We start from the raw sequence: 12,760 nt of genomic DNA on the forward strand, positions 1-12,760 counted from the left end.
CGCTCGCGCATGTCCGGTGGACCCAAACGACAACGCCGGCCTGGTGGCCGGCGTTGTCACAGCAACATCAAACGCAATTACTTGACGCTGACCAGCTTGATCTCGAACTGCACGGCCACGTTCGGCGGGAACGGCGTACGCGGGTCGGCACCGTAGGCCTTCTCCGGCGGCAGGGTCACTTCCCACTTCGAGCCAGCCGGCATCTGCAGCAGCGTATCGCGCATGGCCTGCATCTCGACTTCGCTGACCTTGATGGCCGGAATCTGCTGCGCCGGACGTGCCTTCTCGCGATCGCCGAAGGGGAACGGACCGGCCACTTCCAGCTGCACGGTGCTGGCCTGGGTCGGCTTGGCGCCCTTACCGGCTTCGATCACGCGGTACTGCACGCCGCTCGGCAGCGTCTGCACGCCAGCGGTGCCCTTGTTCTTGGCCAGGAACTGGTCGCTCTTGGTCTTGTTGGCAGCGGCAGCCTTGTCGTACTCGGCCTTGGCCTGCTGGGCACGGCCCTGCTCACGCTTCTGGAACGCCTCGACGGCCGGCTTCAGCTGATCGGCAGTGATCGACGGCTGCTTTTTGGCATAGGCGTCTTGCAGCCCCTTCACCACCGCATTGATGTCGAGCTGCTCGCCGCGACCAGTGAGCTCGGCAAGGTTGTTGCCGTAGTCATAGCCGAAGTAGTAGCTCAACTTGCCTTTCTCGGACGTTGTGTCCTGGGCCAGTGCATTGCCCGTCAGGGCCAGGGCCGCCACAGCGACCGCGATAGAACGCAACTTCATCAAACAATTCTCCAGGGTGGTGGCACAGGACGGGTCTGCCGCCTGAGATGACGCGCTAGGATAGCGGCCGCGATACCGAACCGCTACTTATCACGAAAGCTATGACCAGCAAGGCTTTCGGAAGTTCCGTATTTACTAATTTTTTACGTTCGTAAGGATTTCCATGTCCAATCACGTCATTCTGATCGCAGACCACGCCAGTGTACGGACGATCACGGTCAATCGACCGGACAAACTGAACGCCTTGAACCAGGACACGATGCGGGCGCTGGATCAGGCGTTCCAGGATGCCGCCAGCGCGGATGACGTGCGCGTGGTGGTTCTCACCGGCGCGGGCCCAAAGGCCTTCGTGGCCGGCGCGGATATTGCCGAAATGCGCGATCTGTCGGCGATGCAGGGGCGCGAATTCTCGCTGCTCGGCCAGCAGCTGATGCGCCGGATCGAACGCATGCCCAAGCCGGTGATCGCGATGATCAATGGATTTGCGCTGGGCGGCGGACTGGAGCTGGCCATGGCCTGCCATCTACGCATTGCCGCAGCCACCGCGCGCCTGGGCCAGCCGGAAATCAATCTCGGCCTGATCCCCGGCTTCGGCGGCACCCAGCGGCTGTTGCGCCTGACCGGTCGTGCTGCTGCGCTTGAACTGTGTCTGCTTGGCCAGCCGATCGATGCAGCGCGCGCATTGCAGCTGGGCCTGCTCAACCGCGTGGTCGAGCCGGAGGCGCTACAGGAAGAAACACTCGCCTTGGCACAGCGCCTGGCCGCTGCTGCACCGCTCGCATTGCGCGGCATTCTGGATGCGGTGGTGTTCGGCGGCGAATGCGCGATCGAAGAAGGTTTACAGCTGGAAACCGCATAGTTTGCGCTGTTGTTCGCCAGCGACGACATGCGCGAAGGCACCCGCGCCTTTCTCGAAAAACGCCCCGCACACTTTCTCAATCGTTGATCGATTCGCCATGACGTCTGACCCCATACCGGTATCACGTCCCCTGCCGCTGCAACTATTCGACTGCGTGCAAGCCGACGATCTCGACGGCGCGCTGGCGCTCGGCCTGATGGAGTACCTGCCCGATCCACGCGACGACCTGCTGGATGCGGCCTGCCCGCAGGTGCGCGTGGTATTGCTCGCCGCACAACAGCGCCTGCGTGACGCCTGGGCCGCTCGCGAACGCTACCGCGCACGCGCCGCGCGCCTGCAACGCCGCGCTGCCGAACGCGATGCTCGCCGCACGCCCGCACCAGCACCCAGCCAACCCGTCGCTGCCGCATTGCCGCCGTTGGCCGCCGCCATCCTGGCGCGCGCCAAGGCCAAGGCCGCAGGTGGAACACAGCCATGAACGCGATCCGCCCCACCCCGCCGGCACGTCGCGGCAGCATCCTGCGCAAGCCCGAAGTGCAGGAAATGTTCGAGCGCCTGCGCGAACTCAACCCGCACCCGACCACCGAGCTGGAATACACCACCCCGTTCGAGTTGCTGATCGCCGTGCTGCTTTCGGCGCAAGCCACCGATGTCGGCGTCAACAAGGCCACGCGCAAGCTGTATCCGGTCGCCAATACGCCGCGCGACATTCTCGATCTCGGCGAAGAAGGCCTGAAGCGCTACATCGCCACCATCGGTCTGTTCAACGCCAAGGCCAAGAACGTCATTGCCACGTGTCGTATTTTGCTCGAGCAATACGCTGGCGAAGTCCCGCATGATCGCGCGGCGCTGGAAGCATTACCCGGCGTCGGCCGCAAGACTGCCAACGTGGTGCTCAATACCGCGTTCGGCGAGCCCACCATGGCGGTGGATACGCATATCTTCCGCGTAGCCAATCGCACCGGACTTGCGCCGGGCAAGGACGTGCGCGTGGTCGAAGACAAACTGGTGAAGGTCATTCCTGCGGAGTTTCTGCACGACGCGCATCACTGGCTCATCCTGCATGGCCGCTACGTCTGCAAGGCACGCAAGCCGGATTGCCCGGGCTGTGTGATCCATGACCTGTGCCGCTATCGCGACAAGACCGTGGCGTCTGCCGAGCGGCCAGCACCTTTGCGCAGCTGACGCACTCCCACTCAAACGTGGCTGAGACGATCTAGCAAGACCATCCACGACTGCGCAGCGCCCAGCCGCGCCACTTGCACTAGTTGCATCGTATCGGCAACGCAAACCCAGGCTTTTTACGAATCTCCAATCCCAAATCCCGAATCCCGGCCAAAAAAAAATCGCGACCGGATGATGCGTCTTACGGCGCCATGCATCATCCGGCCACGACAGGGGTCACCCGGCGCGAACGCCGGGCGGTTTGCAGCAGGTTTACGCCGCCTTGGCTTGTTCGACGCGCTGTTCGACCAACACGCTTTCCACCGTTGGCTGACCTTCCACGCGTCGATCCAGCTCGTTCCAGTCCACCACCAACTCGCAGCCGCGCGAGGCCGCATTCCGGCTCCAGTCGCGCAGCAACTCGATGCAGGCGTGGTCGACATGGTGCAGCTTGGCCACGTCCAGATGCAGTGCGGTATTGGGCGGCACGCTTTCCAGCGTACGCGCCATCGCCGGCACCTTCAGGAACGTTGCCGAACCCTGCAGCGTCAGATGCATCTCGTCCTTCTTGTGCTCGTGCTCACGCACGTCCACCTTCAGGCGCGAAGAATGCAGGGCCAGACGGAACAGCGACAGACCAAAGCCGATCAACACACCGGTCAGCAGGTCGGTGGCCACGATCGCGAAGGTGGTGGCCAGATAGATCGCCGCGGTGCCACGACCATAGGTCGCCAGCTCCTTGACCTGACCGATCTTGATCATCTTCACGCCCGTGTAGACCAGGATGCCGGCCAGACAGGCCACCGGCGTCATCCGCAACAGCCACGGCAGCAGCATCGCGAACACCAGCAACCAGCCGCCATGCAGCACCGTGGACATGCGCGTGGCTGCACCGGCCTGCACATTGGCCGCACTGCGCACGATCACGCCGGTCATCGGCAATGCGCCGAGGAAGCCGCACAACATATTGCCCACGCCCTGCGCCGCCAGTTCACGGTCGTAGTTGGTGCGTGCGCCCTGATGCATGCGATCCACCGCTGCCGCCGACAGCAAGGTTTCTGCGCTGGCGATGAAGGCAAACGTCACCGCAGACACCAGCAAGGTCGCGTTGAACACGCCGAAGATGTCCGAGATGCTGGGGATGCTGATCGCAGAGAACAGGTTGGTCGGTACATCGACCTTGGCGACGTTCAAACCCTGCAACTGCACTGCAGCCGTGACCGCCACCACCGCGATCAACGCACCCGGCAGGAACCGCAGACGCTGCGGACGCAGCTTGTCCCACGCCAGGATAATGCCGATGGTGGCCAGACCCACGAACAAGGCGGTGCGGCCGGTGCCTTCGCTGATCGCCTGCCACACCACGGCCGGCAGTGCAGCGAAGTTCTCCAGACCGCGCGCCTTGGGTGCGGCATCCATCAACACATGCGCCTGCGAGGCCACGATCAGGATGCCGATACCGGACAACATGCCGGCCACCACGGCCGGCGATGTCATGCGGAACCACACGCCTGCACGGCACAGACCGGCGACCAACTGAATCGCACCGGCCAACAAGATCACCGGCCCGAGCGCGGCGATGCCGTGCTCCCGGACCAGTTCGAACACCAACACAGCCAGGCCGGCGGCAGGCCCACTCACCTGCAACGGAGAACCCGCCACAAAGCCAACGACCAGACCACCGATGATGCCGGTGATCAGACCTGCGGCCGGCGGCATGCCGGATGCGATCGCGATGCCCATACACAACGGGAGCGCGACGAGGAAGACAACGACAGACGCCAATAAATCACGCCCGAACAGTCCCTGACGGAAATATCCGCCGATACCTGATGTGTTCATGATGTGCTCCGTCAGGCCAGTTCAGCGCGCACGACTTGCTGCAGTCGCGGACGTGGGGTGGCTTCGGGGGTGTTTTCCGCCAACAACGGACGGAAGCCACCCTTCTCGGCATCGAAGGCACGGATCTCGCCATGGGCGATGTCATAGATCCAGCCGTGGATACGCAAGGTGCCAGCGGCCAGACGTGCCGCAACTACCGGCTGCGTCCGCAGATGGTCCAGCTGCGAGACCACGTTCTCTTCGGTCATGCAGTCCAGCGCATCCTGACTGTGCGGATCGTGGCCATGATGGGCGGTGACATGGCGCGCCGAATCGGTGTGCTTGAGCCACGCCGCCACGGACGGCACATCTTCCAGCGATTCCGGCTTGAGCACCGCCTTCATGGCGCCGCAATCGGTATGGCCGCAGATCACGATATGACGCACACCCAGCACGGCGATGGCGTACTCGATCGCAGCGACAACGCCGCTGACGTGTTGCGAGTAAGGCGGCACGACGTTGCCGATGTTGCGATAGACGAACAATTCGCCAGGTTGGGCGGAGAAGATCAGCTCCGGCATGACGCGCGAATCGGCGCACGTAATGAACAACGTGTGCGGACTCTGGCCACCGGCCAATTCCTGAAAGCGCGCACTCTGGCGCGGATACACTTCCTTACGGAAATGACGAAAACCATCTAGCAAGCTTTGCATGGGAGATACCTCTAGGCAACGGATGGCAATCCACGGCGCAAACCGCGAAGTGCAAAGACGAACAAATCAAATAAGTCCGGTGCGCAGCACCGGTTGACGCGACAAACGAAGGATCAGGCGCGCAGTGCGTTAGGAGGACGCAGTTGCGGGATCAGGTCGCGTTTTTGAGATGCCGGCGCGTAGTGCGCGTACCAAGAGGGAAAATAGCGTGCGACCACCGGCCATGCTTGGGAGAGCAAGGGGATGTCGTCTGCAGAATGGGTATCGACCTGGGTCTGTGCGTCCCCGTCGTCCTGCAGATCTTCGGCTGCGTCACGTTCTTCGCCAGCATCCACCATCACCGCCAAGCCGTCGCCCACAAGCGCATCGTGGATGCGATCGTGCGCATTGGCTGCCGACCACGCGGTGAGCGCGAGCAGGCAGACCAACAGCAATTGGAGGAATCGAGGAAACATGGCCTCGAAACTAACAATTTAGAACGCGCCTGCGCAAGTGGTGCGACGCACAAAGCGCTTGATTGGCCGGCATTTCACGGCATCGATTCAGGTCGCCATAAGCTTGAGCCCGCCAGCAGCAGGTAAAGGCGCGCTATCGCAACTGTCATAAACCGGCCGTCGTTCAGACTTATGACACACACTGACAAAGTTTAAACACGCGTAAATCTTTGTCTTTATTGGCAAAAATCAAATTGCGATGCAGTCCGAAGTTGTCACATTAACGCAACTTTCACGCCCTAGCCTGCGCTCACTTTCTCGTCAGGTCGCAAGGCACCCATGAAACTTTCTCCTACCCTGCTCGGCTCGGCCTTGTTGCTGGCGCTGGCCGCGCCCGCTGCGCATGCCGAAATCGCCATCGATGTGATCGGCGGCTCCGAAGTCTCGCTGGAAGGCCTGGTCCAGGCCGACGGCAACTGGTTCCACAACGATGTGCAGGACCTCAATGGCCCGATCGGCGCCAACGGCGACAATTCCGAATTCAGCATCCGTCGCGCCGAGCTGGTGCTCAAGGGCAAGGGCCCGGGCAACTTCGAGTGGGTGGCCGGGTATGACCCGAGCGTGCTGAAGGAAGTCACCATCCGCGGCACCACCATCCGCAGCACCGGGCGCTTCCTCGACAACAACATCAAGTACAAGTTCGCCGGCAACGCCAACAACTACCTGCAGATCGGTCAGTTCAAGCAGCCCAACAGCCTGGAAGAACTCTCCAGCACCAAGAACAACGATTTCGTGTCCAAGGCCGCGGTGACCAATACCTACGGCATCTCGCGCCGGCTGGGCGTGGCCTACGGCATGGGCGACAACAACTGGAGCATCACCGCCAGTGCGTTCGGTCGCGAACTGACCCGTAATCAGGCTCATGGCAGCGGCTACGGCGCGCGCGGCACCTGGGCGCCGATCAACGAAAGCGGCAATGTGCTGCACTTCGGCCTCAGCTATCTGGGCTACGACACCGACGACGACACCCTGCGCCTGCGCGCGCGTCCGGACGCCGACCTGACCACCATCCGCCTGATCGACAGCGGCGCCATCACCAACGTGGACAGCGTGGGTGTGGCCGGTGCCGAGGCGATGTGGATCACCGGCCCGTTCAAGCTGCAGAGCGAATTCTTCCAGGAAAACGCCAAGCGCATCGGCAACAACGCCAACGATTACAAGAGCGATGGCTGGTACGTCAGCGGCGTCTGGAACATCACCGGCGAGACCTGGGGCTACAAGGCCGGCGTGCCGACCACCCCGCTGCCGAACGCGCCGGCCTCCGGCCTGTGGCAGCTGGCGGTGCGCTACGACACGCTGGACCTCAACGACGGCCACCTGGTTTCCAATGGCAGCACCCCGTTCGTGGACGGCGTGCTGGGCGGCAAGATGGATGTGTGGACGATCGGCGCCAACTGGTACTGGCGCTCCAACTTCAAGTTCGCGCTGGACTACGCGAAGGTGGAGAGCACCCGTTACAGCAGCGCCACGCGTGGCCTGGTCGACGACAACCCGTCGATCATCGAGGCACGTGCGCAGTTCTATTGGTAAGTGAGCGACGGTTCGGCCGCCGTGGCGCGCTCGGCTGAGCGCGCGGCGGCGGCAACCGCCTTCGCCAGACCCGGCAAAGCGCGCCAGCGCAACGCCGTCATGGTCATGTCATCTCTCCGACATCGCGCGGTCATGCCCCTGCCCTGCAATGGCATGCACGCGGGACGTCCTTATCCCTTCGCTACAGGAGCTGTTCCGTGATCCACTCTTTGAAGACCCGTCTGGCCGTGGGCGTGCTTGCCGCCTCGCTGGCGCTGTGCGCCCAGGCCGCCGATGTCACAGGTGCCGGTGCGTCGTTTATTTACCCGGTGATGTCCAAGTGGTCGGCCGACTACAACGCGGCCACCAAGAAGCAGGTCAACTATCAATCGATCGGTTCGGGTGGCGGCATTGCCCAGATCAAGGCGGCCAGTGTGGACTTCGGCTCGTCCGATGCGCCGCTCAAGCCGGAAGAACTGGCAGCGGCCGGTCTGGCGCAGTTCCCGTCGGTGATCGGCGGCGTGGTGCCGGTGGTCAACGTGGCGGGCATCGCCCCCGGTGCGCTCAAGCTGGATGGCAAGACCCTGGGCGACATCTTCATTGGCAAGGTCAGCACCTGGAACGATCCGGCCATCGCCGCGCTCAACCCGGGCGTGAAGCTGCCCGAGGGCAAGATCACCGTGGTGCATCGCTCGGATGGTTCGGGCACCAGCTTCAACTTCACCAACTACCTGTCCAAGGTCAACCCGGACTGGAAGAGCAAGGTCGGCGAAGGCACGGCGGTGCAGTGGCCGACCGGCATCGGCGGCAAGGGCAACGAGGGCGTGGCCGCCTACGTCAAGCAGATCAAGGGCGGTATCGGCTATGTCGAGCTGTCGTATGCGCTGCAGAACAAGATGGCCTACACCGCGATGAAGAACGCCGCCGGCAAGTTCGTGCAGCCGTCCGATGAGACCTTCGCCGCCGCTGCCAACAGCGCAGACTGGGCCAATAGCAAGGACTTCTATCTAGTGATGACCAACGCCGCCGGCGACAACGCCTGGCCGATCACTGCCACCAACTTCATCCTAGTTCAGAAAAAGCCCAAGAGTCCGGAAGGCCTCAAGAACACGCTGGACTTCTTCCGTTGGGTCTACAGCAAGGGCGATGCGCAGGCCAAGCAGCTGGACTACGTGCCGCTGCCGGACAGCCTGGTGACCCAGATCGAAGGCTACTGGGCCAAGAATCTGCCCAAGTAAAGAGAGAGCCATAGCAACAGGAACGACGCCGTCTCTCTCCCCGGCGTCGGCACCGGGACGCGGCCCTTTCGGGGTCGCGTCTTTTTTGTGATGCCTTCGCCAGAAGGCACTGTCATGCGTGTGTAACAAAAACATCATTTCATAGCGTCGTCTGCCGGACACCCGGCCAATCCAGCCTCGGAGCTTCCATGAAACTGCAGTCGGCCAGCCTGACCGCCCTGTCTCTCACCATCGCCCTCGCCCTGGCCGCGTGTTCGCCCGGCGGCAAGGATGCGCAGTCCGGCGACACCACCAAGGGCGCTCCCAGCGCAGGCGCCACCGCCGGGGACAGCAAGATCGCTGAAATCTCCGGCGCCGGTGCCTCCTTCATCTACCCGCTGGTGTCCAAGTGGTCGGCCGATTACAACGCCGCCACCGGCAACAAGGTCAATTACCAATCGATCGGCTCCGGCGGCGGTATTGCGCAGATCAAGGCCGGCACGGTGGACTTCGGTTCGACCGACAAGCCGCTGGACAGCGCCGAGCTTGCCCAGGCCGGTCTGGGCCAGTTCCCGTCGGCGATCGGCGGCGTGGTGCCGGTGATCAATCTGGAAGGCATCGCCCCGGGCAAGCTGCGTCTGACCGGCGCGCTGCTGGGCGACATCTTCCTGGGCAAGGTCACGATGTGGAACGACGCGGCGATTGTCGCGGCCAACCCGGGCGTGACCCTGCCGGCGACCAAGATCAACCTGGTGCATCGCTCGGATGGCTCGGGCACCACCTTCAACTTCTCCAACTACCTGTCCAAGGTCAGCCCGGAGTGGAAGAGCAAGGTCGGCGAAGGCACCTCCGTGCAGTGGCCGGGCGGCGTCGGCGGCAAGGGCAATGAAGGTGTTGCCTCGTACGTGCAGCAAATCAAGGGTTCGATCGGTTACGTCGAACTGGCCTATGCCCTGCAGAACAAGATGCCCTACGCCTCGCTGCAGAATGCAGCCGGCCAGTGGGTGGAGCCGAATGCGGAAAGCTTCGCCGCCGCAGCCGCCAGCGCCGACTGGGCCAATGCCAAGGACTTCAATCTGGTGATCACCAATGCACCGGGCGAGAAGGCCTGGCCGATCACCGCCACCAACTTCATGCTGATGCACAAGCAGCCCAAGGATGCGGTGCGCAGCAAGGCAACGCTGGAGTTCTTCAAGTGGGCGCTGGAAAACGGCCAGACCCAGGCCAGCGAACTGCATTACGTGCCGCTGCCGCCGGAACTGGTGAAGCAGATCCAGGCCTACTGGGCCAGCGAGTTCAAGTGATGCCCTGCACCCGCTGTTGTGGCGGGTTGCGCTGCGGTGAGGTGCCTGCGGGCGCCTCACCGTTCCTGTTGTCTCACGCTCCCGCGATTGCGCGGGTGACGAGTCCAATCGAATGAATGCCACCGCCATTCCCGAAGCGATGACCGCACCACGCGGCCGCGATCTGCGCGATGCGCGTGCCGATCGCCTGTTCAAGCTTGCGTTGGCCGCCACGGTCGTTTTCGTCCTGCTGGCGCTCGGCAGCGCCGCGCTGTCGATGCTGTGGGGCGGACGCCATGCCTTGCAGATGCAGGGCCTGAGCTTTTTCTATTCCGCCGACTGGAATCCGGTGGAAAACAAATACGGTGCACTGGCGCCGATCTACGGCACCCTGGTCACCGCGTTGATCGCGATGGTGATTGCGGTGCCGGTGAGTTTCGGCATCGCATTCTTCCTCACCGAAGTGGCGCCGCGCTGGTTGCGCGGTCCGGTCGGTACCGCGATCGAATTGCTGGCTGGCATCCCGTCGATCATCTACGGCATGTGGGGCCTGTTCGTGCTGGTGCCGGTGATGACCGAGCACGTGACGCCCTGGCTCAACGATCACATGGGCACGCTGCCGTTGATCGGTCCGTTGTTTCAGGGCCCGCCGCTGGGGATCGGGTTGCTGACTGCAGGCTTCGTGCTGGCGATCATGGTGATTCCGTTTATCTCCTCGGTGATGCGCGAAGTGTTTCTGACCGTGCCCACGCGTTTGAAGGAATCGGCCTACGCGCTGGGCTCGACCAAGTGGGAAGTCAGCTGGGACATCGTGCTGCCGTACACCCGCTCTGCGGTGATTGGCGGCGTGTTTCTGGGCCTGGGCCGGGCGCTGGGCGAAACCATGGCAGTGGCATTCGTGGTCGGCAACACGGTGCGGCTGTCGCCGTCGCTGCTGGAGCCTGGCACCACCATCGCTGCCTTGATCGCCAATGACTTCGGCGAGGCCACCGAAACGTATCGCTCGGCATTGTTGCTGCTCGGCTTCGTCTTGTTCATCGTCACCTTCATCGTGCTGGCGATTGCGCGCTTCATGCTGATGCAGCTGTCGCGTCGGGAGGGCAACTGATGTCCTCGGTCTCGCAATCCCTCTACAACCGCCGCCGCGTGATCAATGTGGTGGCGCTGCTGCTGTCGTGCGTCACTGCGTTGTTCGGTCTGTTCTTCCTGGCCTGGATCCTGTGGACCTTGTTGTCCAAGGGCGTGCCGGGCATCGACCTCAATTTGTTTACCAAGATGACACCGCCGCCGATGCAGGAAGGTGGTTTGCTCAACGCCTTCTTCGGCAGTGCGGTGATGTGCGGCCTGGCGCTGGCGATCGGCACCCCGCTCGGCATTGCCGCCGGTACCTGGCTGGCCGAATACGGCAATGCGCGCAAGACCGGTTTGGTGGTGCGTTTCGTCAACGACATTCTGTTGTCGGCGCCGTCGATCGTGCTCGGCCTGTTCGTCTACACGCTGTACGTGATGCAGACCGGCGGGCGCTTCTCGGCGTTTGCCGGTGCGTTGTCGCTGGCCTTCATCGTGCTGCCGGTGGTGGTGCGGACCACCGACGAAATGTTGCGTCTGGTGCCGGCGCAGATGCGCGAAGCGGCGTTGTCGCTCGGCATCCCGCAGTGGAAGGTCACCGTGCAGGTGCTATATCGCGCCGCCTCGGCCGGCATTCTCACCGGCATCCTGCTGGCGCTGGCACGCATCAGCGGCGAGACCGCGCCACTGCTGTTCACTGCCTTCGGCAATCAATACTGGAACAGCAATATCTTTCAGCCGATGGCCAGCGTGCCGGTGATCATGAATCAGTTCGCCGGCAGCCCCTACGAGACCTGGCAGACCCTGGCCTGGTCCGGCGCACTGGTACTGACCGCGTTCGTGTTGTTGGTGAGCCTGGGCGCACGCGCGCTGCTATTGCGCAACAAGATTTCCAATGACTGACCTTTCCTTCCGGACACCCGACATGAACGATCTCCAAAACGCCAAGCCGATGCATCGCATCGCTGTCCCGGCCGCCAAGGGGGCGCCGACGGCGCAGGCGCCGGTGAAGGTGGCCGCACGCAATCTGGATTTCTATTACGACAAGTACCACGCGCTCAAGAGCATCAACATCGAGATTCCGGAAAAGCGCGTCACCGCGCTGATCGGGCCTTCGGGTTGCGGTAAGTCCACCTTGCTGCGCATCTTCAATCGCATCTATGCGCTGTATCCGAAGATGGAAGCGCGCGGCGAAGTGCTGCTGGACGGTGAAAACATCCTGTCGCCGAAGTACCCGATGAACCGGCTGCGCAGCAAGGTCGGCATGGTGTTTCAGAAGCCGGTGCCGTTTCCGATGACGATTTTCGAAAACGTCGCCTACGGTATTCGTCACCACGAAAAACTGTCCAAGGCCGACATGCAGAACCGCGTCGAGCAGGCGCTGCGTCAAGGTGCGCTGTGGGACGAGGTCAAGGACAAGCTGGGGCAAAGCGCGCTGGGTCTGTCCGGCGGTCAGCAGCAGCGGCTGTGCATCGCACGTGCGGTGGCGCTGCGACCGGATGTGTTGCTGCTGGACGAACCGACCTCGGCGCTGGATCCGATTTCCACCAGCCGTATCGAGCAGCTGGTGGAAGAACTCAAGCGCGAATACACCATCGTGATCGTGACCCACAACATGCAGCAGGCCGCGCGCGTATCGGACTACACCGCTTTCATGTACCTGGGCGACCTGATCGAACACGACCGCACCGAAACGATCTTTTCCCAGCCGTCCAAGCAGCAAACCGAGGATTACATCACCGGTCGTTTCGGTTGATGTAGGGCCAGACATCGCAACGCCGCATTGACGCAGCTCCGCCGCACCGCCCGGCACGACATCAACATCACGTGCGATGTCGCCAAGGTGACGGCGGACA

The 12,760-nt window shown here is 62.8% G+C and carries 12 protein-coding genes and 1 pseudogene; 9 read left to right on the plus strand and 4 right to left on the minus strand.

Translation table 11 applies throughout. The features are described 5' to 3' along the window. Positions 1-77: 77 nt before the first annotated feature. The gene (locus AC1PLU_RS14235; protein WP_006450296.1) at positions 78-776 is read right to left on the minus strand and encodes an FKBP-type peptidyl-prolyl cis-trans isomerase N-terminal domain-containing protein; all 699 of its coding nucleotides are present in this window, start codon (positions 774-776) and stop codon (positions 78-80) included. Positions 777-939: 163 nt separating this feature from the next. Here AC1PLU_RS14235 and AC1PLU_RS14240 point away from each other — a divergent pair. From AC1PLU_RS14240 to nth, 3 genes and pseudogenes are all read left to right on the plus strand, one after another. Beyond that, positions 940-1,722, plus strand: a pseudogene (locus AC1PLU_RS14240) (enoyl-CoA hydratase-related protein). 10 nt (positions 1,723-1,732) lie between these two features. Then, on the plus strand, positions 1,733-2,113 hold the full coding sequence (locus AC1PLU_RS14245) for a hypothetical protein (RefSeq protein WP_481094472.1): 381 nt from the start codon (positions 1,733-1,735) through the stop codon (positions 2,111-2,113). Next, on the plus strand, positions 2,110-2,820 hold the full coding sequence (nth, locus tag AC1PLU_RS14250) for an endonuclease III (RefSeq protein ID WP_481106581.1): 711 nt from the start codon (positions 2,110-2,112) through the stop codon (positions 2,818-2,820). Before AC1PLU_RS14245 ends, nth begins: the two co-directional genes overlap by 4 nt. Positions 2,821-3,072: 252 nt before the next feature. Here the strand turns inward: nth and AC1PLU_RS14255 are convergent, their stop codons facing one another. The 3 genes from AC1PLU_RS14255 to AC1PLU_RS14265 all read right to left on the minus strand — a co-directional run bounded on the left by AC1PLU_RS14255 (position 3,073) and on the right by AC1PLU_RS14265 (position 5,767). Continuing rightward, on the minus strand, positions 3,073-4,641 hold the full coding sequence (locus AC1PLU_RS14255) for a SulP family inorganic anion transporter (protein WP_023903595.1): 1,569 nt from the start codon (positions 4,639-4,641) through the stop codon (positions 3,073-3,075). Positions 4,642-4,652: 11 nt separating this feature from the next. Next, positions 4,653-5,333 (minus strand): carbonic anhydrase, encoded by a 681-nt coding sequence (locus AC1PLU_RS14260; RefSeq protein WP_006450301.1) that lies wholly within the window; start codon positions 5,331-5,333, stop codon positions 4,653-4,655. A 113-nt stretch (positions 5,334-5,446) separates the two neighbouring features. Further along, a complete protein-coding gene (locus AC1PLU_RS14265; protein WP_176341075.1) occupies positions 5,447-5,767 on the minus strand; it encodes a hypothetical protein in 321 nt (106 codons plus the stop codon). Positions 5,768-6,106: 339 nt separating this feature from the next. On the opposite strand from AC1PLU_RS14265, the gene AC1PLU_RS14270 reads away from it, so the two are divergent. From AC1PLU_RS14270 to pstB, 6 genes are all read left to right on the plus strand, one after another. Further along, positions 6,107-7,357 carry an OprO/OprP family phosphate-selective porin gene (locus tag AC1PLU_RS14270; RefSeq protein WP_006450303.1) on the plus strand — a complete coding sequence of 417 codons (1,251 nt, stop codon included), beginning with the start codon at positions 6,107-6,109 and terminating at the stop codon, positions 7,355-7,357. Between the two features lie 197 nt (positions 7,358-7,554). Further along, the gene (gene pstS / locus AC1PLU_RS14275; RefSeq protein ID WP_115038108.1) at positions 7,555-8,574 is read left to right on the plus strand and encodes a phosphate ABC transporter substrate-binding protein PstS; all 1,020 of its coding nucleotides are present in this window, start codon (positions 7,555-7,557) and stop codon (positions 8,572-8,574) included. Positions 8,575-8,762: 188 nt separating this feature from the next. Beyond that, a complete protein-coding gene (gene pstS / locus AC1PLU_RS14280; RefSeq protein ID WP_481094471.1) occupies positions 8,763-9,857 on the plus strand; it encodes a phosphate ABC transporter substrate-binding protein PstS in 1,095 nt (364 codons plus the stop codon). A 112-nt stretch (positions 9,858-9,969) separates the two neighbouring features. After that, positions 9,970-10,944, plus strand: a complete 975-nt coding sequence (gene pstC / locus AC1PLU_RS14285; protein ID WP_481094470.1) for a phosphate ABC transporter permease subunit PstC — start codon at positions 9,970-9,972, stop codon at positions 10,942-10,944. Further along, complete coding sequence (gene pstA / locus AC1PLU_RS14290; RefSeq protein ID WP_006450307.1) at positions 10,944-11,807, plus strand: phosphate ABC transporter permease PstA; 864 nt, start codon at positions 10,944-10,946, stop codon at positions 11,805-11,807. Before pstC ends, pstA begins: the two co-directional genes overlap by 1 nt. A gap of 22 nt (positions 11,808-11,829) precedes the next feature. After that, positions 11,830-12,660, plus strand: coding sequence for a phosphate ABC transporter ATP-binding protein PstB (gene pstB / locus AC1PLU_RS14295; RefSeq protein ID WP_023903589.1), 831 nt, complete (start codon positions 11,830-11,832; stop codon positions 12,658-12,660). Positions 12,661-12,760: the final 100 nt, after the last annotated feature.

Source organism: Xanthomonas sp. NCPPB 2933 (genome assembly GCF_056725225.1).

What these genes read in the sequence shown, in the direction of transcription:
- pstS (WP_481094471.1), top strand. Translation starts at nt 8,763, where the DNA reads ATGAAACTGCAGTCGGCCAGCCTGACCGCCCTGTCTCTCACCATCGCC.
- pstB (WP_023903589.1), top strand. Translation starts at nt 11,830, where the DNA reads ATGAACGATCTCCAAAACGCCAAGCCGATGCATCGCATCGCTGTCCCG.
- AC1PLU_RS14260 (WP_006450301.1), bottom strand. Translation starts at nt 5,333, where the DNA reads ATGCAAAGCTTGCTAGATGGTTTTCGTCATTTCCGTAAGGAAGTGTAT.
- nth (WP_481106581.1), top strand. Translation starts at nt 2,110, where the DNA reads ATGAACGCGATCCGCCCCACCCCGCCGGCACGTCGCGGCAGCATCCTG.
- AC1PLU_RS14235 (WP_006450296.1), bottom strand. Translation starts at nt 776, where the DNA reads ATGAAGTTGCGTTCTATCGCGGTCGCTGTGGCGGCCCTGGCCCTGACG.
- AC1PLU_RS14270 (WP_006450303.1), top strand. Translation starts at nt 6,107, where the DNA reads ATGAAACTTTCTCCTACCCTGCTCGGCTCGGCCTTGTTGCTGGCGCTG.
- AC1PLU_RS14245 (WP_481094472.1), top strand. Translation starts at nt 1,733, where the DNA reads ATGACGTCTGACCCCATACCGGTATCACGTCCCCTGCCGCTGCAACTA.
- AC1PLU_RS14255 (WP_023903595.1), bottom strand. Translation starts at nt 4,641, where the DNA reads ATGAACACATCAGGTATCGGCGGATATTTCCGTCAGGGACTGTTCGGG.
- pstC (WP_481094470.1), top strand. Translation starts at nt 9,970, where the DNA reads ATGAATGCCACCGCCATTCCCGAAGCGATGACCGCACCACGCGGCCGC.
- pstA (WP_006450307.1), top strand. Translation starts at nt 10,944, where the DNA reads ATGTCCTCGGTCTCGCAATCCCTCTACAACCGCCGCCGCGTGATCAAT.